Source organism: Parapedobacter indicus, assembly GCF_900113765.1.
GTDB classification, from domain to species: Bacteria; Bacteroidota; Bacteroidia; order Sphingobacteriales; family Sphingobacteriaceae; genus Parapedobacter; species Parapedobacter indicus.
Map to the genome: position 1 here is coordinate 333,187 of NZ_FOQO01000002.1, position 21,424 is coordinate 354,610.

The following is a 21,424-nucleotide window of genomic DNA, read 5'->3' on the forward strand; positions in this document are numbered from 1 at the left end:
TTGCATTACTTTTTAGTTTAAAAAATTGGTTTATTCTTGTTTTATTCTGATTTGAAATGTACACTCACCGACTTTCCTTCAATCCTGAAATCCGCACGAAACACATAAGCAAGCATCTCCAACAATTCTGACAGTCGAACATTTCTTGCTATGCCCCCTGTATATTGTTTATCTGGGATTTCGCCTTCATACTGTACGTCAAACCCGTACCACCGCGATAGTTCGTCAAGGATGTTGACAATTTTTCCCTGCCTGAAATAAAATTCGCCATTTTTCCATGCCAATGCCTGTTGGAAATCTGCAGGCCCCACAGCTATTTTATCTTCAGTTACCTGTGCCAATTGCCCCGGCTGCAGGATCAACGCATCCGAACCCGTTGTCATCCGCACAGCACCTTCAACCAACGTAGTTGCAACGTTTGAGAATGTATTCACATTGAAGGCTGTTCCCAGCACCGTGATTTCGGTTCCCTGTAAATCCACTACAAATGGGTGGCTCGCATCTCCGGTTACTTCGAAAAAAGCTTCGCCTTCCAAAAAGACACGCCGTTCTGATTTAGAAAATGAAACGGGAAATCGTAATTTACTATCCGAATTCAACCATACACGTGAGGAATCGGGCAACGTGAATTGAAACATGCCCGCTTTTGGAACAATGAGCGTATTATATCGTTCCTCCTCATGACGGTCGATTTGTGTATCATGGCTTGCCCAGACAATTTGTGTACTATCGCTTAGGTTAATTCGTCCGCCATCAGGCAATACCAATGTTGCCCGGCTGCTCGCTGGCAACAGATCTTCTCCCCACCGACTCACCAGTTGGCTAATCGGTTGATCGTTAATTCCACCACCACCCATTGTCCAAAAAGACAACATTCCAATTACCAACATCGCAGCCGCAGCCGACAGCCATTTCCATCGGGCGCCGAAGCGCTTGACGTTCCGTTTACGGCGAATGGCATCCCAAGCACCGTCCAAGTCCAGCCGCCGGACGTATTCGACCTCTGCGGGCAGTGTTTCGGAAGACCGGATGCTTTCCATCAGCTTCCGGTTTGCTTCATTTTGGTTTAACCAATCGTTCAACCGTGCGGCTTCCTCCTCCGTCAAACGGTTTTCTATTGCTTTTGCGATTAATACGCCGATGTTAAAACGGTTGGTTTTCATTCCTCAATTTGGGATTAAGGAACGCTCACTGCAAAAAGGGGTGACAAAAAAGATGATTTTTTAAGAAAGAAGATAACAAAGCAGGAGATACATCTCGGGAGTGACTAATTTCTTCAATGTCTTAAGTGCTCGCTGCTTTTGGGTTTTTACGGTGTTGATGCTGATATTCAGGCGCTCCGCAATCTCGGCATTTGATAGCCCTTCAAAGTATCCCAAGTGGACCACCTCTTTGCATGCCTGCGGCAGTTGTTCGATCGCGGCGACCAATTCACCGACTGCCTCTGCACGAATAATCTTATCGAGATATGAAGATTCTTCGGAAATCGAGGCTGCTGACAAATGCATGTATCTTAAATGTACCTTTTGATGGCGGACATGATTGTAGCAACTGTGCCTAACCGCTGAATATAGGAATGATTGCAAGGCTTGCTCGCCTCCTTTTATCGAAGTAGGATGATCCCATAGGTATACAAAGACATCTTGAACGATGTCCTCAACCACGGACTCATCCTGTATCAGTTGCCATGCAAAGTGACAGAGACGACGGTAGTATGCACGAAATACCCCTTCGATATCCATAATTTTTGGGCACGTTTATAAAATGATTGAATCAGTTGAGGCAATATTAACGATTATTTCTGACTTACATAACGCAAATGCAGTATTACCGATACTCGAAGCGCTTAGCTATTTTTCAGGGCCGAACGCAAACGGACAATTTCCTCCTGCAATTCCAATACGCGCTGATACAGTGTATTGGCGACCTCTAATCCCTGTGGGTTTACTTCGAGCTCCATATGCCAATTGACCAAGCGCTCCACCGCACCGAGCGCGTCATGTGGGATGCAACGCTGCCTGTTTACCGATGTAAGCTGCACCAGACCACTCTCTTCCAGATAATCGATGAACGTTACTTCAATTTGATGGATATGGCAATATTCCTTTACAGTGATGACGTCCTTTTTCATGCTTTTATCCTCCTTTACAATTGGGCCAATTGGCTGAATAGCTCTTTCTGTTTGGCGGTCAGGTTGGTTGGAATTTTCACAGCTAGGGTGATATAAAGATCGCCGAAGTGTCCTTCTTTTTTGTATACCGGAAATCCTTTGCCTTTCAATCGTACCTTTGTGCCATTTTGGGTTTCCGGCTTGATTTTCATTTTAACAGGGCCTGCCATTGTATCGATCTGAAGCTCGCCTCCCAATATAGCTGTGTATAAATCGATGTCCATGGTGCGATATAAATCATTTCCCTGCCGTTTCCATACCGGATCGGGTGCAATATTGAATTTAATATACAGATCACCATTAGGCCCTCCATTCATACCGGGACTACCCCATCCAGCCAATTTAATGGTCTGCCCGTCGGCAATACCGGCCTGAACCGTAATCCGTACATTTTTGCCATTTACCGTAAATGTCCGCTGGTGTGTATAGTAGGCCTCTTCCAGAGACAATTCCAGTTCTGCATGATAGTCCTGCCCCTTGAATACAGTACGTCTGCCCCCGCCGGCGCGTGTACCGAAAAGGGATTCGAAGAAATCCGAAAATTCGCCTTCATCAAAATTTCCGGTATACTCATATTGGGATTGTCCACCTGATGCATTTCGGCTGCGCGTACGTCCCTGTTGTCTTTGGGCTTGCTCAAACTGTTCACCATGTTGCCAATGTTCTCCATATTGGTCATATTTCTTGCGTTTTTCGGGATCAGACAATACCTCGTTCGCTTCATTGACTTCCTGAAAGCGCTGTTTCGCCTGTTCATCGTTCGGGTTTACATCCGGATGGTATTTCCGCGCCAATTTGCGGTATGCCTTCTTAATGTCATCGGTGCTGGCTTTTTTATCCACCCCCAATACGTTATAGTAGTCAACAAATGCCATAAGTCTTTACAGTAATCATTCAAACTTAGCTAATTCTGCTTATATCGACAAGACAGATCCCCCTTTTCTGCACCCCTTCCGCACGGTATATACACCTATTCCGTACCCTTTATGTACCTTTATAACGTATATATTCGCTCCGAGAGACGATCATCAATCCATAAAAGTTCGGCAATTGGCATGGATCTTCAATCAGAGTTGCTACCTTAGTCTATTATAAACAGATCATCATGGAACAACTATTGAGTCTTTTAAATGGCAATCTTGGCCAACAGCTTACGGCTGGGATTTCCAAACAAACCGGGGCTTCCGAAGCGGAAACCCAGTCGGTGGTATCAACGGCCTTGCCTGCGCTATTGGGTGCGTTGCAAAACAATGCAAGCAACAGCCAGGGCGCCCAAGGTATCTTGCAGGCCATCGGCTCCAAACATGACGGAAGTATCCTGGAAAATATTTCCGGCTTTTTGGGGAGTAACGACACGTCGGATGGGAACGGGATATTAAAACACGTATTGGGTAATAAGCAAGGCGCGTTGGAGCTGGGCATAGCCAAAAAAACCGGAGTATCTTCCGGTACAGTATCCAAGATATTAGCTATGTTGGCTCCTATCGTAATGGGATACTTAGGAAAGCAAAGCCGCAGCAATAACGTAAGTGACGGAAATGGGTTGAATGATTTATTGGGAGGTCTGCTCGGCGGACAATCCGGCAGTAACGTATTAGGCGGTCTTTTGGATCAAAATGGCGACGGAAAACTAGGCATGGATGATGTCGGCGGTTTGCTGGGCGGCTTTTTCGGAAAAAAATGACTGGTTAATTTACGCTGTTAACTTTCGGAATCCGCTGAATCAACTTTGCCATATATTGGCTATACGGTTTTCCCTTGTGTTGGGACAGTTCAATTAATGTATGCAGTGCCCGTCCCTTAATGGATGGGATGTTGCCTTCCAAAACAGCAAAAACGTTGGTCAATTGGCCGGCAGAAAAAGATGGAACCGCTTTCAGCAGTAACTCCATACTTTTGTCGTGGAGCGGCAGGTTTCTAAACTTGGATAACAGCGAATTCTGAACAGGCGTTGCGGCGGTTTCGATAAACCCGACGGCACGCATTTGCAGGACAGAGTCAGCCAAGAGTTCCGGAGTCAATTGATCGATGGCAAAGTGTGGAATATAAGGGTCGTTACTACCGATCAAGGTGAGTATGATGGGAGCAAATTGCCGGTGTTGCTCATTGGTGAGGCGTTCGTAGACGAATTGCTGATAATCCAGCCGATCAGATCGAAGCATTGCTATAATCAGTGCATCGGTCAACCGTGCTTCCGTGTACCGGCGAATCTGCTGACGAACCGTACCATTTACGAAATGCCACAGCGTATATACCGTGTACATCGCCCCTTCGACCGTGATGGATGCAAATGTAGGATTGGTTGCTCCCGTTACCGCATCCAACACACCCGATCGTACCTTTAGGGTGGTGTCGATCATGTCAGCCACGGCATAGTCCCGAAGCAGCGAACTGGTGTCAGCCAAAAGGCGACGCAGCTTTATGTGGTCATCCGTTGTTAGCGGCTGATGATCAAATTTGGTGATCGGATGACCCCGTGACATTTTATAATCCTGAAATTGACCAAGCAGATCCCAATAAATATGGATATCAACCGGCCTACATAATCCATCTGCACATACGCCGGTGATCAGGTGTGCCGCATAACAAGCCGGTACACCTGCTGTATCCTTCAGCAGGTGTACGGTCACTACGGTCGAATCGTTCGCTTTGTATAAGAAATTAGCGTCTACGGCTGGCTCCTGACCATACGATACCGGGACAAACAGGTATCCTAGCAGCAAAAAGCCTAAAAAGCAGCTGGTTTTCATGAATAGCATCTGATTTCAAAGATACGTGCCAATTGATCTCCATGTGTCTGCCGGACGCTGATACGCACGGTGTCGCACGTAACAGGTGAAAACGTATGGACTCTTTTGCGGAGATAGTTGCCGTCGATGTATTCCTCATGTACGGTTTGTCCGTCCCGTTGTACTGTAATGGTATAGCCTGAAACGGTCTCCGGCTGCGGCCCACGTACCTGGTTCATATCCAATACAGCTTGCGATGGCGAAATGCGCAGATACCGATGTAAGCCAGTATCAAAGGTACATTCGATGGTACCGAGGGTTTGCTCGGTATCCCAATGAAGCTCAATCCAAGGCTCACCGGTCATTTCTGCCTGCCAATGATGGGTTTTTCCGTCGGCCACCAGCCGATTATACCCATCGATGACGTAGGCCGCTTTTCCCTCTGCTGTTTCTGCAGAGGCGCGCACAGAAGCTTTCCGCGCCAGATCCTTTTCGTCGGTATTGACGACGTCCAGTATCGCTTGGTCCTGCCGCAGCAGTTGTTGCTGAAGGCGCTGCATGTGGCTTTTGTCTCCACTGAGGGATGCAGGGCCGATGCCTGCGGAAATACAGTAGGCCATGGCTGTACCAATTGCCTGGCCCATGGTGGCACAGGTAGCCATCACGCGGGTGGATGATAACGCGACGTGAGAAACGCTGACGTTGCGACCGGCCATAAACAGGTTGGAAAAACTCTTGCTATGCAGTGAACGAAGCGGGATGGAATACGGCCCCTTCAGCCGGATCGCTGTATTGGGTTTTTTGGAAGTGTCGTCCATGCCGTCGGGCAGGTGGTCATCAAGCGGCCATCCACCGTATGCGACACGGTCTTCAAACGGCTGGGGCGACTGGATGTCCCGCTGGATCATGATGTAGTCGCCTACGATCCGCCGGCTTTCTCGTTTCCCGGGTATCATACCAAACCAAGAAAGAGACCAATTGGCCGAATCGGGGTGGTCGCCTGAGTTCTTGATATAATCCCATACGCCGAACATGACGGCCATCAGTTCGTCACGAAGACGCTGACCATCGTTCAGAATATCTTTAACAATATCCACTTTGCCACCCAGCTCTAGCCACCAATATCCATAATCGTAGGCATCGATGCGACGATGCATGAAATCTTTGAATGTGTATTTCCTCGCCCATGAGGGCGCAACGAATGGCATAGGGCGATCGTGCTTACGGGCCTGAAACATCAAACTGCTGCCCATATTGACCTCATCGGCTTGATCCTGCCCAAGTGATTCGTTCCACTGCGATTTAGCTTCCCGCCCACGCATGAATTCTGCACCAGCCAAGGCAGCCAGTGTTGCATCGCCGGTGCAGTCAGCAAAATAGCTGGCTGAGATCTCATACAATTCTTCCGTTTGCGAGCAGTACGCCCTGATCAACTGGATTTGGTCATCCTGGCTCTCCACATCAAACAGCATCGTATCTAGCAGCAAGGTGATGTTTTTTTCGGAATGTACTTTATCGTACAGAACATAGTCAAACATTTCGTAGCAAACCTGCGGATTAGTGACGGCCTCGGTGAGCACCAGTTCTTCAAGGATGCCCGTTTCACGCCAAACCTGTTGCAGTGTACTTGCACCGGAAATGTGCATCCGGATCTCGCTACTGGCATTGCCGCCAAGACGTGAGCGGTTTTGTATGAGAATCACTTTTGCTCCATTCCTTGCAGCCGCGAGGGCTGCACATACGCCGGACATTCCTCCGCCAGCAATAAGGATATCGGTTTTTAATAAACGCTTTGCAAATACATCTGCATTGCGTTTAATATCCTGGAGATCGACCTCTCCGGAGGTAAAGGCAAAACCGGGATTCGTAACCAGCAACCCTGATCCCAGTCCTACATGCTTAAGAAATTTACGCCTGTTGTTCTTCATCTGTCTATTTTTATTAACGATTTATTCAAAAATAATTGTATCCGGTTAATCCCACAAAGGATTCTGGGTAATCAATGGATTGGCATTGATCTCGTCCTGCGGAATCGGAAAGTATTGGTGCTTCTGTTCGACGGGGCGGGACGGGTACACGTCATTCACGGCACCGGGGATTACAGACATGAATTTACCGGTACGAGTAAGATCATACCAACGATCTCCTTCTCCGTACAACTCCCAGGACCGCTCCCGAAGAATGATGTCTTCATCCACAACGGCCAGATCGAAAGCCGATGGTACATCTAGGGCTACACCAAATGCACGTCTACGAACCACATTGAGGTATTGCAACGCTTTCGATGTATTTTCCAATCGAAAGGCGGCTTCGGCTGCAATCAGATAAATGTCGGCTAGCCGCAGGATGGGAATGTTGCAACTTGGACCGTTTTGCAAGGGGTCTTGATATTTTTTAACTAAAACGGCCTTCGGAGTAACGGGTGTGATGTTTTTTTGAGCAACCACTTTTCCTTCTTTGTCGACGTAATTGGTATCGAGCAATTTCCGCCGGTTATCCCTAGCATCGAAGGAATCAAAAAAAGCCTGATAGGCAAAGACGGATCCGAAGGTGGTTTTGGCATATTCAGGTGCGGAACTGCCGGGAGGACCGAGTAAACTCGGAAAGCTTGTGGCACGTCCGGGAGCCAGGTAATCGCCTTCAAAGGCCCAGATGTTTTCAATCCGGGCTGCTTCCTCATCTGCGATGGTAAAGACCTTGGTTACGTCGGGCATGAGTGCGTAAGCCCCCGATTGTATAACCGCTTCGGCTTTGGCAAGAGCTACCTGCCAATCTTCATTATACAGTGCGGCTTTTGCATAGAGCGCATCGACCGCTTCGCGTGAAGGCCGCCCTGCCTCTACCTGCGGAAAAGACGGGAATCCCGCCTTGGCGGCTTCCTCCAGATCCTGGTAAATTTGCTGGTAAACATCGGCTTTGGGACTATTGCCAACAATAGCATCCTGCTCGGTAATACTGGGCTTGGTCTTTACCGGAATATCGCCGAAATTTTTTGTCAGCATCCAGTGATAAAAGGCGCGCAAGAAGCGCGCTTCACCGATGATCTGGCCTTTCCGTACCTCCTCCATGGTGGCACCCGGCACTTTTTCGATCACCCAATTACAGCTTTCAATGCCCTTATAGCAGAATTCCCAAATCGACTGCGGCGACTCGGTTACACGGCCAGCGGTTTTTAACGCCGTATAGTTCGCGTCATAGGAAAACTGGGTAAGGGTATTACGTCCAACTACCGCCCGGGGATAAAGCTGATCGGCGCTTGATTCCGGAACGAGCAGCATAACGGGTACGCCGCTTAGGTCAGCAACCGATGCATATGCCGCAAACAGTGCTTTTTCCGCATCGGATGCGTTTTGATAAAAGTTTTCCGTATATATGGACGAATAGACGGTTTCATCCATTTTCTGGCAGGAAGCCATCAGGACGGATAGGGTCAGGGTAATAATTAGTTTCTTCATTTGAATAATTATTAATTTTTTGTCTATTTTTTTCGGTATCAATGAATGTCTCTCGGTATCAATGAATGTCTCTCGGTATCAATGAATGCTGATTAAAAAGACAACTGAATTCCGGCGAGGAACGAACGTGCCTGCGGATATACTGTATTGTCAACGCCGATAATCCTATTGTCTCCGGCATACGAATTGACTTCGGGATCGTATCCACTGTATCCGGTGATGGTAAACAGGTTATTGGCACTAAGATAAACACGTAGGCTACTGATTTTACCTAGTTCAGTAAGCGTATATCCCAGCGTAACGTTCTTGCAGCGGATAAATGATCCATCTTCAATAAATGTGTCGCTGACGGGAAGACGCCCACCCTGAAGCGCACTGGCATATTGATTGGACGGGTTGGTGGGTGTCCACCGGTCTTCCATCACTTTTAGCAAGTTCTGCAGGCCAAAGGGATTTTCAAAACGATACCGACTGAAGTTAAAGAGGTCATTCCCCTGGACACCGGATAGGAAAGCACTGAAGTCGAAATGCTTGTACGACAGGTTGGTTGAGAATCCGAAGATGAATTTCGGATTCGGATTCCCGGTAATTACCTGATCGGCGGAATTGATCTGACCATCCTGATTCATATCGCGTATCTTGTGTCCACCTACGCGGCCGTCATAGCCCGGCAAAATCTCGTCACCCGGCTGATTGATACCGTCAAATACGTACGTTTTAAAAGATCCCAGTGGCTCCCCTTCTTTTAAGATGCTATAGGTATTTACAAAACGTTCGGTGGTAATTCCTCCATCCAGACTCAGCACCTTGTTCTTGTTAATGGAGAGGTTGGCCGACATATCCCATTTGAAATCACCGTCGAAGAGAATGGCATTCCCGGCCAATTCAATTCCCTTGTTCTCAAGCGACGCAAAATTACCGGTAATGTTGGGATAACCCGACGAAAGCGGCAGGGCTTTAACGTACAACAGGTCATCGGTTCGTTTGTGATACACATCGAAGGTAAAGTTATAACGTCCTTGGCCCAGGCCGATGTCCATGCCGATGTTGCTTTGGGTGGATCGTTCCCAGCGGAGATCAGGATTAGCGATACCCGACGGCTTGATCCCGTTGTTGAAAATATGGGTGATTACATACCCTCCCCCTGCTGCGACGGTATTAAGCGACTGGTATGCACCAATGGCTCCCGCGTTACCGGTGACGCCGTAACTTGCACGCAGCTTAAGGTCGGAAAAAACGGTACTGTTCTTTAAAAAATCCTCCTCAATTAACCGCCATGCACCCGATACCGCAGGAAAGAATCCATATTTGTTGTTCTTACCGAACTTGCTCGAACCATCGATACGCGCCGTGACATCCAGAAAAAAGCGGTCGCCGTAACCGTAATTGATCCGGCCCATATACGAAACAAGTTGCGCTTTGGAGCGATCGCTGCTAGCATCAAAGTTCTGCGCGAGTTGCAGGGCCTCGTTCAGCGTGGCATCATTAGGAAAACCAAAGCCTTTACTGAAAGCCCTATTCATCATTTCTACTTGGGCGGCATAAAGGCCGGTAAATTTCAGTCGATGCTGGTCGGCGAAAGACGTGTTATAAGTGACAACACTTTCATGCAGCAACGTCGTATTATGCACATTGGTTTTTTCACCGGATCCCGAGCGGTCATCCCGGTCGGCGATACTGATGATAGAAAGCGGTGAATAGTAGTCGCGTAAATCATGGCCAATGTCTACAATGAAAGAGGCTTTGTACGTCAGACCTTCCAAAATCGTTGCTTCGCCGTAAAAGTTGCCAAGCGTCCGGTTGATGGTGTTACGCTCCAGGATCTCAGCCAAGCCAAGTGGGTTAAAGACTTCCCGGTACCGGCCCTGCGCCTGCTCGCCAAACGGGTAAAGCGTGCCATCTTCGCGGTAGGGTTCCATTGTCGGCGGAGCACTGATAGCCGCTCCGAGGATATTGGCAGTCACCGATTCCGTAGTACCGCCGGTTTGAATACCGCGATTGATGTTGTTGCTGGCCAAAATGTTGGCACCGATCTTAATCGACGGATTGATGGTGTGGTCCAGATTAAGGCGGACAGCATAGCGTTTGAAATTGGATTTGATGATGATGCCATCCTGATCGAAATAGTTGGCAGAAAGTGCAAAAAGGGTCTTTTCAGAGCCACCGCTAATGGACAGCTGGTGATTTTGTATGGGTGCATCCCGAAAGATCAGACGCTGCCAGTTCACACCTTCGCCTAAGGAGGCGGGATCGGGATAAAAGTTATTTTTAAACGTTTCGTTTTCCAGTTCGGCAAATTGCTGCGCGTTCAGTACAGGGAGCATCTTAGTGACTCGCTGCGAGCCGTAATAACTGTCAAATACGACACGGGTGGGACCTGACTTCCCGCGCTTGGTAGTAATCAAGACCACTCCGTTCGCTGCCCGCGCTCCATAAATAGCTGTAGAGGAGGCGTCTTTTAATACCTCTATTGACTCGATATCGCCCGGGTTAATGGTGGATAAAGGACTGACAGCCTTGATACCTCCACCGTTAGAAATCTGCACGCCATCCACGATATAGAGAGGTTCTGATGTCCCCTGTATGGAGTTAGTGCCCCGTATCCGAACGCTGATATTCCCACCTGGAGCACCTGAATTTTGGGTGATCTGCACACCGGGGACACGCGCCTGCATACCCTGTGCCAGGTTAGCGACCGGAGTTTGGTTGATCTCGCTGCTACTTACGGAGGCAATGGATCCGGTTGTCTCGATCTTACGCTGGGTACCGTATCCGACGATGACGACCTCGTTAAGCGACGACTGTTCCTCCTGCATGCTGATGGAGACGGTTTTGCCGGAACCATCTACCGATACTTTTCGTGGAACGAAACCGATGTACGTGAATACCAACGTTCCTTTGCCACCCGGAACTTCCAGTTGATACCGGCCATCGGCGTCAGTTACCGTACCTGTGTTTGTTCCTGCGAGCTTTACACTGACACCAGCAAGTGGTTGTCCGTCCGCATCGGTAACGATGCCGCTTACCGGTTGCTGGGGAGGGATTTCTTCTGTAGTCACGTTGTTGCCCCGTGATGTGGGGTCTATCTTAATTAAGATGGTTTGGGCATTGAGCTGGTAGATGAGCGAGCTTGGGGTTAGTACGCTATTGAGGAACTCATTCAGCGGCATATGATCGGCTTGTATAGTAATGCGTTCTGCCCGCTCAACCAGCCGGTCGTTGTATACAACCGAGTAACCGGTTTGCTTTTTCACCTCGTCCAATACGTCCCGTAGTGGCTTCCTATAAGCCTGGAGGCTTACGGTCTGCGATAAAGAGGAGGCACTGAGATGCAGGCTCCCAACCAATAACAGCAGGGTTGTTATCCTCATAATTAAGTATAATTGATCTATAAATGGCTGCCTGTAGGATGCGTAGCAGCCCGATTCGCATTTTTTCATTACTTTTGTCTGTTTGGATATGTGTAAAAATCCGGTTCTGACCCCGGTGGTGAATACGTCCGAACATGGCAGGGATTGTTTGCAGCAATCCCTGTTTCTGTTTTTGGTTTACTGTAAGTTATGTTTTCATAAGCAGTTCGTTTCGTTGTTATATAATCAGTTAATTAGTTAAATACGAGGGTACGACCCTGCGTAGCGAAGCGGATATCCGATCCGATCAGAAAGTCCAATACCGTCTCCAGCGGCATGTCTCTGTTCAGTTCGCCGCTGAACGTTTCGTTGGGAATAGCACCGCGATAAGCAACTTCAATATCATACCACCGTGCCAATTGCCTCATCATTTGGGCGAAAGGAGTTTTTCTAAAATAGAATTTTCCATCTTTCCATGCGGTAGCTGCCGCTATATCCACTCGTTGTTTCCGTAATGTTCCATCCGGAACGAGCAGGGTTGCTTCACCCGGAGCTAAGACAGCGGAGGTCACCGTGTTAGCCGCTTCACCTATATAATCAACCCTGACGGCGCCCGAAACGAGTGTAGTCGTCATTTCCAACTCATCGGCATATGCCATGATATTGAAAGTAGTGCCCAATACCGTTGTCGACTGGTGGGCGGATTTCACCACGAAAGGCTGGTTATGGCTATGGCTGACCTCAAAATAGGCCTCTCCTTCAAGCTCAACCTCACGAAAATTGTCGTTAAATTTTGGCGGATAACGGAGCGTTGAAGCCGAGTTGAGCCATACCCGCGTTCCATCCGATAACGTAAGTTGGTATTGGCCTCCTTTTGGTACCGACAATGTATAGTGGTTGATGACGGCTTGGTCCTTTGCAGACGGTTGCTCATTTAAAGACACCAGGCTGCCATCCCCATAAGCTACCTGCCCGGTAAGCCCCATGACAATGCCGTCCTTTGCGGTGCTGAGGTCAACGGACCGGCCATCGGAAAGTACAAGGGTCGCTTTATTGCCACCAGGTGTGATCACCTGCTGTGCAAGATTGGCTTCTTCCTTAGTAGGTATTGACACTTGGCGCCAGAACCACCAACCCGCGAGAGATAACAGCAGGACAGCTGCTGCCACCCCCATGAAAAGTCGTCGATTCGAGGTGATCGGCTGATGCACTGAGGAGGAAGACAGGTTCAGTCTTTTATGTAATGCGCGACGTAGCTGTTCAGATTCCGCGCGATCCAATGCAGGGATTGGATCGCCCAAATCTCTTTGATAGTGCTCAAAGACGAGGGCTTCCAGGTCTTTTCCATCGTATTCGGCAAGATAATGGCGTAGCCATTCCTTATCCTGTTCGTCCCATTCCGACGCTTGCAAAAGTTGCCGCAATCGCTGCTTTTGGTTTTCCAATGCTGTTTTTATGGTAAATACGCACCCAAGGAGAAAACGGGGGGGTAGAGGACGTATTTATTTTAAATTGTTGTCGGCCACCGAATTCACAGCAGAAAACACCGAAGGAGCAGGATGACAGTAATATATCCGGAAACATCGGGATGTGTGCGGATAAACTCCTTGATGCTAGTAACGGCGCTACTGAGGTATTCTTTGACGGTATGTCTGGAGAGCCCCATAACCGATGCGGTTTCGTCATACGTCTTACCTTCGAGCTTACAGAGCGTAAATACCCGCCTTTTCTGCGTAGAAAGCCGTGCCATAGCTGAATTTAACAACCTAACTTGGTATTCGTATTGGTCTGATTGATGATGCTCGATTTCGAAAGGAAAATCTTGTAATGCAGCCTCTTCCCGTTGCTTTTTACGTAGGTAACTGATGCTGTTCCGATAACTGACCTGAAATAACCAACCACTTACGGATTGATTAGGGTCCAGCTTGTCCCGATTTTGCCAAAGCGCCACAAAGGTGTCCTGTAAAATATCTGCAGCAACCTGATTATTTCGGACCAGTCGAAAAATATTTTTATAAAGTGCCTGGTGATAACGATCGAACAGTGCATCAAAAGCCAAGTTGGCACCCGTCTTCATTATTACAATAAGCTTTTGATCATCCAAGGAACCGCTCTTCATATCAGGAATCGCAAAACACTAAAATTGCGGACAGTTTATAATTTATTCAAGTATACCAAACTTCGGCTCACATTTCCTATAGCTTTATTTAAGCAACCGTTTGCGTAAAAAAAGAAAATGACATATTGACACGTTGTATCGATCTGCACGGCTTTTGCTAACTAAGCGTAAAAGTTAATTTTATGACCACGCAAATCACGCAGGATAACAAGCTCAAGAAACTGATTGTTGTGGGCGACCGGATTTTAATAAAGCCAACAACGCCTAATGAACGGACAGCCAGCGGTCTTTACCTGCCTCCCGGCGTGCAGGAGAAAGAAAAGGTACAATGGGGATATGTGATGAAAACCGGCCCCGGCTATGCATTGCCGGTGCCTGCTGAAGACGACGATGCCTGGAAACCCCAGGAAGAAAAAGTAAAATACATTCCTTTGCAGGTGAAGGAAGGAGATTTGGCTATCTTCCATGTTGGTGCATCTACAGAGATACAATATCAGGAAGAGAAATATTTCATCGTACCGCAAAGTGCGATCCTTATGCTGGAGCGTGAAGAAGAATTCTAGATTAGGCGCGTAACCCAAGATATTCCATCAATTCCATGGCTGCCGCTCTGCCGGCTCGGTTTGCACCGATGGTGGAAGCCGATGGGCCATACCCCACCAGATGTACCCGGGGGTCCTTTGCCACCATCGTCGCTAACCTTCCTGCCATGACCATGCCGCCGTTTTCTTCCCGTAGCATGAGAGGCATCAAGTGATCGAGCGAGCTACGGAATCCAGTGCACCAAAGGATCACATCCGCGTTCATCGCTCGCCCGTCGGCCCACTGAACACCGCGTTCCGTAATTTCGCTAAACATCTCCCGCCTTTTCAATACGCCGCGGGCTTTCATCGCTTCAATAGCTGGCGTAACGGGCAATCCAGTGACGGAAACAACGGAAGCAGGAGGCAAACCCTTGCGTACCCGCTCTTCCACGGCCGCAACAGCGGCGCGCCCTTCCTCCGCCCCAAACGGCCCTTCGCGGAACAAGGGTGGCCTTCGGGTTACCCACGTCGTGGTCGTTACCTGTGAGATTTCATCCAACAGTTGGATGGCTGATATACCTCCCCCTACAATAATGACATGCTTGCCCTTAAATACATCGGCGGTTTGGTAGTCCTTGGTATGCAGTTGTTCTCCCGTAAATTTCTCTGCACCACGGTACTCCGGAATATAAGGAGTCTCCCATGTACCCGTGGCATTAATAATCCCCCGAGCAGCGAAGAAACCTCGGTCTGTTTCAACACGGAAACGCCCCTCCCGTTCACAGACCACCTTTACTTTTACCGGGCGGTAAACCGTGATGCCAAATGTCTTTTCATACACCTCAAAATAATGGGGTACGGCAACGTTCGCCCGCACTTGCGGGGCATCGTTGTCCAGCGTTTCAGAAAACGCCAGTCCAGGCAAGTCATGTACCCGGTTTACGGTACTCAGGGTAAGCGACGGCCAGCGGTACTGCCAGGCACCCCCCGGTTGAGGCGATTGATCCAACACAACAAATCCTCTCCCCGGCACTAGTCCCAGCTTTTTAAGGTGATACGCGGAAGACAAACCGGCCTGACCGGCTCCGATGACAACAATATCGGTTTTGTACAGCAGTTTAGATTCCATGACTGCCAAGGATTTCCAACACTGCTGGCCGGATCTTCTGGAGCATGCGGTCGAAACCCAGGTCGTTTGGATGCGTGCCATCTGTTGTACCCTCATGGTCGTCACCTATCAAGTTTTCGGCGGTAACGAGGTAGAGATGTTTATCCTTACGCTGAAGCTCCTGGATTTCGCGGAGGAAATTGCCGTTTTGTTGTGCTACCCGGTTTGCAATCGATTCATCGAAATTGCCGCCCTCACGGATAATGCTTTGAATAGCGATAATCGGCGCATCTGGATGCTTAGCGCGAATGGTATTCACCAGATTAGCCGTACGTTCGGTCACTTGTTCCGGTGAAGAATTAGGTACACAATCCAGGATAAATGCGTCCATAGGCATAGTAGCTATCATTTCAGCTACTGCAGCTTCCATTTTGGCATTCCCGCTAACGCCAAGGTTGATGACGTTATATCCGGTTTCGCGCGAGAGCCTTGCCGGGTATGCCAAACCGGGCCGACTTGCAGAAGCACCGTGAACGATACTTGACCCGTATACCAAGATGTTCTTTTTGAATGGATTGGGTTTCGCTGTAAGTCTAGCTCCTGCTTCCACACCGATTTGTACCGAAAGGGTTTCATCGTAAAGCGGGAGATACAACAGACATTCTTTATCACCGGGAGCCATGTGCGCTGCCACTACAAACTCGTTGCATTCGTGTGTCGACGGCCGTGCTACCCCAGCGTATTGCCACTGCCCATTCCGCTTAATGTATAGATCCATCCCCTCCTGGGCAATGGCGGTCATGTTATTCCCTGGTCCCTGCGGGCTGGTACACCATTTCGCGGCAATCCGGGTACTATTGGTTTCAAAGCTGATGGCCAGACCTGCTGAATGTGTGAGCAGTCGCTTTACTGCGGGCGGTATCCCCGGAAAGGCGACAGTGTCTATCCGATGGAAAAACGAATCGGTGGATAAAGCTTTGCCGATCAGCGTAAGTTGCTTGGCGTCGGTAAAGATAAACGAGGTCTCTTTCTGTGCTAACAAATTATTCGTTAACACAGAAAGAAACCATACAAGTAGAGAGGAAATTGTTTTTGTCATCGCTACGGATCATTTGAAACATCGTTCCGCTTAATTTTTTAACTCGTAAACGACATTTTTTGTCACTGGCGTCCAGTTATCTGTCCGGAATGGACCGGCCGGAAAACCTTCATTGTTGAATAGGTTGCTGGTTCCGGGATCATCTGCCCATGCATAGCGTACGGCTTTGGGTTTGCTCACGGAAGATGAGCTTACCACAATCGTTTCTCCTTCAATCTTAGCTTCTGCCGGATAGAAACGCTGATCGGCTCCCGCGATTTCAAATCCGATCACTTCGTCCGCTCCGTGCGTAGTTAGCCCGCCGCCTACATGGTCGAAATGTATCGTCACCTGATTCCCACTCGTTTTATGTTTTTTGTATTCGGGGCCACTGTATACTACGTCCCTACCATAGCTATCGTGCAACGCTACAGCCGCCAATCGCTTTCCAACATCCTGCTTGTTGCGAGGGTGGATGTCGTTGGTCGTGCCAATGTCGATGGTCACCGCTTCGCCCGTGCGGGGCAATGACAACGTCAGGTGTTGCGCTTCCCGCAGCTCGGCCCAAGTGCTTCCTGTAGCGCTGGTGCCACCGGCCGCCTTGAAGCTGGCTAACTGCACAAAATAAAATGGGAAATCGCCCAGCCCCCAACGCTTACGCCAATCGGTAATCATCATGGGAAACGACGTGCGATATTCGTAAGCTCTACCTGCGTTGCTCTCTCCCTGATACCAGATTGCTCCTTTCACCGTATAAGGAATCAACGGATTAATCATGGCGTTAAACAGCAAAGTCGGATACCGATTCGGGTTTGTATTCTTCCGTACAGTATCCGCGGGTGTATTCTCATAAGCGAGGACTGCCTTTTTCAGGTTTTTATCCTTTTTCAATGCTTCTTTGCTGATCCAAGTTTCTACCATGGTGCCCCCCCATGAAGTATTGATGAGGCCGATCGGAACGTTCAATTCTTTATGAAGCTCGCGTGCATAAAAATACCCCACGGCGGTAAAATCACCTACATTTTGCGGATTAGCTTCCTCCCATTCCAACGATTCTTCGATATCATCCAGCGGCTCACCAGCGGTTATCCTCGGAATCTTCACATGCCGAATCTGCGGGTAATTTGCTTTTGCAATCTCTTGTTCCGCGTTGTTGGAATTTGCGACAATCCATTCCATATTGGATTGGCCTGAACAGATCCAGACTTCTCCGATGAGTACATCTGACAACGTCAACGTATTCTTCCCCGAAACCACCAATTGAAACGGCCCACCGGCTTCTTCCGGAGAAAGCGTCAGCTTCCATTTACCATCAGCGTCGGCGGTTGTTTCTTGTCGCTGGCTGTTGAGATTAACCTTTACCTGCTCACCGGGATCGGCCCACCCCCACACCGCGATGGGTTGATTTCGTTGGAGCACCATGCCGTCGGAAAAGATCTGTGGCAGCCTGACATCGGCAATCAATGCGTTGATCGAAAACATCAGACCGATGCAAAGTAGGATTGAATACTTTCTCATAATTGTCTATAATTTATTGCTTTTGCAAGTATATTGATTATCCCCCTGTTTTCAAACTGCTAACAGGAACACCAATCCATACGTTAAACCGCCCGCAAATTTCAACATACCGTGTACATAAGCGATTTAATTAAATATTTCAAGCCGTACCGGGCCGGTCAATCCCGATGGATGTAGGGGACTGTCTGCTTTATACGGATTTACCAGTGTCCAGGTACCGCGTTCTTCAGCAGGCAGTTTCTGATCGCCGATCAGCCGGTTGGCCCAGGTGTTTACCACTTTTATCTCAATCGTATTGTCTCCTTTTTTCCAGGCCGAAGTAATATCCAAGCGATACGGTGGTGTCCATACGCCACCCACGTCTTGTCCATTGACCCGCACCTTCGCAACTGCAACCACGGATCCTAAATTGATAGACATATGTGCGCCTCCAGGAAGATTGATCGATTGTACTTCCTTACGATACCAGGCCGTACCTGAAAAATGTGCCACGGCGGTGTCTGCAACCAACGACCAATCCGTTAATGTGTCCATTTGAAGTGTAAACTTTGAAGAATCCGGACGGATAAAATCGACCAGCCAATCCCCCTGCAGCGGTATGACGTTTTCCGGTGCCGGAAAATTTTCACCTGCATCCGATGGCTTTTCGTCAGCAGTTTTTCGGAATACAATAAAGGCGCTTTCGTAACCATCCAGTTCTAGCGGTACGGTTGTGCCGCTGCCTGTATCATCGAATTCCGGCAAATCCCGCAATTTACCGTGAACAGCATTCCAAAGCTCCGGCTGTTTGCCGGTAATGCGGAAAGTTGGGTCAATCTGGATTTTGCCATCGCTTTGGTTGGAAACGAAATAAATATCCCCTTCCGGTAATGTGCGATGTATAAACGCCACCGGATCCGAATCTTCTAGCTGTATATCGGGCAGCACACCTGCGCGCTCCAGCGCTTCTTCCAAGGTGAGTCCCTGCAATACCAGTCCTTTTCCATAGACGTGTTCTTTCTCTTGATTGCCATCCAAGTTGCCCCACAGCTTGTCAGCCAGCATCTGCACTTCTTTATCGGCCTCACCATAGTCGGCCAAACTGGGCGAACGTTGTGGCCTGGGACCGAGAACAATGCCGCCCCTGGCCACCAGTTGCTCGATTTTACGCAGCAGCTCCGGCCGTATCGTCTCCAGCTTCGGCAGCACGAGAATCCGGTAAGAAAGGCCATCCGGCAAGGTAAACCGGCCGTTCTTCATGGAAATCCGGTTTAAAATCACCTCGGCATTCATGTAGTCAAACGAATATCCCTTTGGAAGGGCCGGATCCTGTACACCGGTCATCTTTGGGGCATCTTCACCGATAAAATAGGCCACATCGGCTACATACCGCCCCTGCTGCAGCAGGAAGTTACAGCGTTTCAAGTAATCCACGAATAGATCCATGTCGTTATACCACGTGTTAAAACGATTGAACTCGTTGCCAAACCAGGCGTTCACGCCCGGTCTTTTATTTTCGTACGGCTGATGGATGTACACATGGAGCAACGTGTTGTTAATACCCTCTGCAAAAAACCGGTCGCCACGCTGCTTAAATAATGCCGGATATCGGCCAAAGGTATTTCCCGCAGCAGTAAACGACTCGGCAGACACCTTGTTCTTTCCATAGATATGCGCAGCGGAAGAAGCGGCTCGGTTTTCGATGTCGCCCAGCTCGCCTTCGCTCCAAAATTCACCCGCTACTTCGTCGGACTGCCCGCCATATTGCAGGAACTCCCCGGGGAAGCCCCAATGGCCATAATTTTCCAACCAGATAGTCAACCCGTGTTTATGACTGACATCCCGCAGTCCACCTACATATTCATAAGCTACTTTGTCGGCCACAAAACGCCTAACATCCCATAGGAATCGATCAGACTGATCTTGGCTGCCCACCACATGGCCATAAAAAACCGGAATGTAGGGCGTAGGATCGTACCCAAATGCCTGTTTGAATTTATCCTCGAAACCGTCCGTCCAATTCTGCCCCCCGGTTTCGTAGCTATCCTGCACAGCCACCTTAAAGGTTTTTCGGTCTTCTTCCGGTATACGATGTAAAATTTCTCCGAGAAATGCATCAAAATGCCGAAGCACATGCTCGTGGTTCATTTTATCAACTTCGAGGCCCGTCCCCTCCGGACTTGCCGGTGCGTTGGTTACCCCGGTAGGTAGCATCCCTGTTTGGAGGATGGTCCAATTTCCTTCGGGAACATCCCACGTCAATTCGCCGGTAGCAGACACCTGAGATGTAATATCCTTTACATCAGAAGGCATTAATATGAATTGTTCATCATCCGGCTCTGGCTGACGCTCCCATTGGTAATCGTGCCAATACGGTAACGGTGTGGGGTGCATGCGTACCAACGATTTCTCTTTGAAGCGTTCCACGCGGGGAGTTGAAGTCAATTCGATCTCAGCAATACCGGCATTTCCCGTTATCTTGTCAAATACGAACCGGAACGCATTACTTTCTATGGCATCAAATGACACCACCACCGGTGCATAGGGTTCAAACCCCACGTTCAACGCATTGTTGGTCCGATCCAATCGAAACGACTTAATGGGCTCAAACGCACCGTTTCTCATCGCTTCCAGCGTAACGTCGAATCCCATGTTACGTCGGGCAGGATGGATAGTCAAGCTTCGTGCGATAAAAGCGCTATCGACTGAGGCGGTTATGGCAGACTTCGTACCGGATGGCAACGCGACCTCTGTTTGACGGTCCTTATCAACCAAATTTTCCAGTGACTGCCCTCCGAAATCCGCACCTATCTTCGGATGAAGGTCTGCTAAACTCTTGCCATATTCCTTTGGTACCCTGAATGCCAATGTCTTCAAACGCTGGAAATCTCCCGCAGGTATCGGTAGTTTTCCCATGAATTTCAACGGGCCTTTTATGAGGGTATCCGCTGCTGCGAGGTAACGCATCGCTTGGTCCGGCTTTACCCAGGGGCCACCGGATTGGCTCCAGCCTGGGCTATTGAAAATACCAATATCAATACCCAGCTCTGTAGCTGTTTTTAATGCTGTATGCAGGATATCCCACCACTCATCCGTAAAAATTTTGACGCTGCCATAGGATCCATCTGGTAAATCATTCAACCCGATATTGCCAATGAATGCCCGATTGATGCCGACTTCTTTCATGGCATGAAGATCCTTGACAACGCCTTCCTTTGAGAGATTATCCGAAATCCAATACCAATACACACTGGTTTGGATAGAGTCTGGAGCCTCAACGAAAACTTTTTCAAGGGTCTTCCAATCTGCCTTTTGAGAATGTATAGTGGTACAACCGATGAACCCACCTATGACAATCATACAAAACAAGAAGTGCGATACTTTCATGGATGAT

At 48.8% G+C, this 21,424-nt stretch carries 16 protein-coding genes; 2 read left to right on the forward strand and 14 right to left on the reverse strand.

What is annotated here, in order from left to right:
* Positions 1-41: 41 nt before the first annotated feature.
* The 4 genes from BMZ56_RS05065 to BMZ56_RS05080 all read right to left on the reverse strand — a co-directional run bounded on the left by BMZ56_RS05065 (position 42) and on the right by BMZ56_RS05080 (position 3,045).
* The gene (locus BMZ56_RS05065; protein ID WP_090624996.1) at positions 42-1,163 is read right to left on the reverse strand and encodes a FecR family protein; all 1,122 of its coding nucleotides are present in this window, start codon (positions 1,161-1,163) and stop codon (positions 42-44) included.
* Positions 1,164-1,223: 60 nt separating this feature from the next.
* Positions 1,224-1,742 carry an RNA polymerase sigma-70 factor gene (locus BMZ56_RS05070; protein WP_090624998.1) on the reverse strand — a complete coding sequence of 173 codons (519 nt, stop codon included), beginning with the start codon at positions 1,740-1,742 and terminating at the stop codon, positions 1,224-1,226.
* Positions 1,743-1,846: 104 nt separating this feature from the next.
* On the reverse strand, positions 1,847-2,131 hold the full coding sequence (locus BMZ56_RS05075; protein WP_090625001.1) for a chaperone modulator CbpM: 285 nt from the start codon (positions 2,129-2,131) through the stop codon (positions 1,847-1,849).
* Positions 2,132-2,145: 14 nt separating this feature from the next.
* A complete protein-coding gene (locus BMZ56_RS05080; RefSeq protein WP_090625003.1) occupies positions 2,146-3,045 on the reverse strand; it encodes a DnaJ C-terminal domain-containing protein in 900 nt (299 codons plus the stop codon).
* A 230-nt stretch (positions 3,046-3,275) separates the two neighbouring features.
* On the opposite strand from BMZ56_RS05080, the gene BMZ56_RS05085 reads away from it, so the two are divergent.
* Entirely contained in the window at positions 3,276-3,854 is a 579-nt protein-coding gene (locus tag BMZ56_RS05085) for a DUF937 domain-containing protein (RefSeq protein ID WP_090625006.1), read from the forward strand.
* A 4-nt stretch (positions 3,855-3,858) separates the two neighbouring features.
* Here the strand turns inward: BMZ56_RS05085 and BMZ56_RS05090 are convergent, their stop codons facing one another.
* The 6 genes from BMZ56_RS05090 to BMZ56_RS05115 form a co-directional block, all read right to left on the reverse strand.
* Positions 3,859-4,920, reverse strand: a complete 1,062-nt coding sequence (locus BMZ56_RS05090) for a hypothetical protein (RefSeq protein ID WP_104443693.1) — start codon at positions 4,918-4,920, stop codon at positions 3,859-3,861.
* Entirely contained in the window at positions 4,917-6,827 is a 1,911-nt protein-coding gene (locus BMZ56_RS05095) for an FAD-dependent oxidoreductase (protein WP_090625012.1), read from the reverse strand. The genes BMZ56_RS05090 and BMZ56_RS05095 overlap by 4 nt, the downstream gene beginning before the upstream one ends.
* A gap of 45 nt (positions 6,828-6,872) precedes the next feature.
* A complete protein-coding gene (locus tag BMZ56_RS05100; RefSeq protein WP_090625015.1) occupies positions 6,873-8,354 on the reverse strand; it encodes a RagB/SusD family nutrient uptake outer membrane protein in 1,482 nt (493 codons plus the stop codon).
* A 92-nt stretch (positions 8,355-8,446) separates the two neighbouring features.
* Positions 8,447-11,725, reverse strand: coding sequence for a SusC/RagA family TonB-linked outer membrane protein (locus BMZ56_RS05105; RefSeq protein ID WP_090625018.1), 3,279 nt, complete (start codon positions 11,723-11,725; stop codon positions 8,447-8,449).
* Between the two features lie 233 nt (positions 11,726-11,958).
* Complete coding sequence (locus BMZ56_RS05110; protein WP_090625021.1) at positions 11,959-13,149, reverse strand: FecR family protein; 1,191 nt, start codon at positions 13,147-13,149, stop codon at positions 11,959-11,961.
* A gap of 86 nt (positions 13,150-13,235) precedes the next feature.
* Positions 13,236-13,781, reverse strand: a complete 546-nt coding sequence (locus tag BMZ56_RS05115; protein ID WP_181127797.1) for an RNA polymerase sigma factor — start codon at positions 13,779-13,781, stop codon at positions 13,236-13,238.
* A gap of 224 nt (positions 13,782-14,005) precedes the next feature.
* Here BMZ56_RS05115 and BMZ56_RS05120 point away from each other — a divergent pair, with 224 nt between their 5' ends.
* Positions 14,006-14,386 carry a co-chaperone GroES gene (locus BMZ56_RS05120; RefSeq protein ID WP_090625028.1) on the forward strand — a complete coding sequence of 127 codons (381 nt, stop codon included), beginning with the start codon at positions 14,006-14,008 and terminating at the stop codon, positions 14,384-14,386.
* A 1-nt stretch (position 14,387) separates the two neighbouring features.
* On the opposite strand, the gene BMZ56_RS05125 is transcribed toward BMZ56_RS05120, so the two are convergent.
* The 4 genes from BMZ56_RS05125 to BMZ56_RS05140 all read right to left on the reverse strand — a co-directional run bounded on the left by BMZ56_RS05125 (position 14,388) and on the right by BMZ56_RS05140 (position 21,417).
* Positions 14,388-15,476 (reverse strand): NAD(P)-binding domain-containing protein, encoded by a 1,089-nt coding sequence (locus tag BMZ56_RS05125; RefSeq protein ID WP_090625031.1) that lies wholly within the window; start codon positions 15,474-15,476, stop codon positions 14,388-14,390.
* Positions 15,466-16,554, reverse strand: coding sequence for an SGNH/GDSL hydrolase family protein (locus BMZ56_RS05130; protein ID WP_090625034.1), 1,089 nt, complete (start codon positions 16,552-16,554; stop codon positions 15,466-15,468). The genes BMZ56_RS05125 and BMZ56_RS05130 overlap by 11 nt, the downstream gene beginning before the upstream one ends.
* Positions 16,555-16,584: 30 nt before the next feature.
* A complete protein-coding gene (locus BMZ56_RS05135; protein ID WP_090625037.1) occupies positions 16,585-18,051 on the reverse strand; it encodes a sialate O-acetylesterase in 1,467 nt (488 codons plus the stop codon).
* A 126-nt stretch (positions 18,052-18,177) separates the two neighbouring features.
* Positions 18,178-21,417 (reverse strand): glycosyl hydrolase, encoded by a 3,240-nt coding sequence (locus tag BMZ56_RS05140; protein WP_090625040.1) that lies wholly within the window; start codon positions 21,415-21,417, stop codon positions 18,178-18,180.
* Between the last annotated feature and the right edge of the window lie 7 nt (positions 21,418-21,424).

Coding starts and splice junctions, on each gene's coding strand:
- BMZ56_RS05065 (WP_090624996.1), bottom strand. CDS start 1,163: ATGAAAACCAACCGTTTTAACATCGGCGTATTAATCGCAAAAGCAATA.
- BMZ56_RS05070 (WP_090624998.1), bottom strand. CDS start 1,742: ATGGATATCGAAGGGGTATTTCGTGCATACTACCGTCGTCTCTGTCAC.
- BMZ56_RS05075 (WP_090625001.1), bottom strand. CDS start 2,131: ATGAAAAAGGACGTCATCACTGTAAAGGAATATTGCCATATCCATCAA.
- BMZ56_RS05080 (WP_090625003.1), bottom strand. CDS start 3,045: ATGGCATTTGTTGACTACTATAACGTATTGGGGGTGGATAAAAAAGCC.
- BMZ56_RS05085 (WP_090625006.1), top strand. CDS start 3,276: ATGGAACAACTATTGAGTCTTTTAAATGGCAATCTTGGCCAACAGCTT.
- BMZ56_RS05090 (WP_104443693.1), bottom strand. CDS start 4,920: ATGAAAACCAGCTGCTTTTTAGGCTTTTTGCTGCTAGGATACCTGTTT.
- BMZ56_RS05095 (WP_090625012.1), bottom strand. CDS start 6,827: ATGAAGAACAACAGGCGTAAATTTCTTAAGCATGTAGGACTGGGATCA.
- BMZ56_RS05100 (WP_090625015.1), bottom strand. CDS start 8,354: ATGAAGAAACTAATTATTACCCTGACCCTATCCGTCCTGATGGCTTCC.
- BMZ56_RS05105 (WP_090625018.1), bottom strand. CDS start 11,725: ATGAGGATAACAACCCTGCTGTTATTGGTTGGGAGCCTGCATCTCAGT.
- BMZ56_RS05115 (WP_181127797.1), bottom strand. CDS start 13,781: ATGAAGACGGGTGCCAACTTGGCTTTTGATGCACTGTTCGATCGTTAT.
- BMZ56_RS05120 (WP_090625028.1), top strand. CDS start 14,006: ATGACCACGCAAATCACGCAGGATAACAAGCTCAAGAAACTGATTGTT.
- BMZ56_RS05125 (WP_090625031.1), bottom strand. CDS start 15,476: ATGGAATCTAAACTGCTGTACAAAACCGATATTGTTGTCATCGGAGCC.
- BMZ56_RS05130 (WP_090625034.1), bottom strand. CDS start 16,554: ATGACAAAAACAATTTCCTCTCTACTTGTATGGTTTCTTTCTGTGTTA.
- BMZ56_RS05135 (WP_090625037.1), bottom strand. CDS start 18,051: ATGAGAAAGTATTCAATCCTACTTTGCATCGGTCTGATGTTTTCGATC.
- BMZ56_RS05140 (WP_090625040.1), bottom strand. CDS start 21,417: ATGAAAGTATCGCACTTCTTGTTTTGTATGATTGTCATAGGTGGGTTC.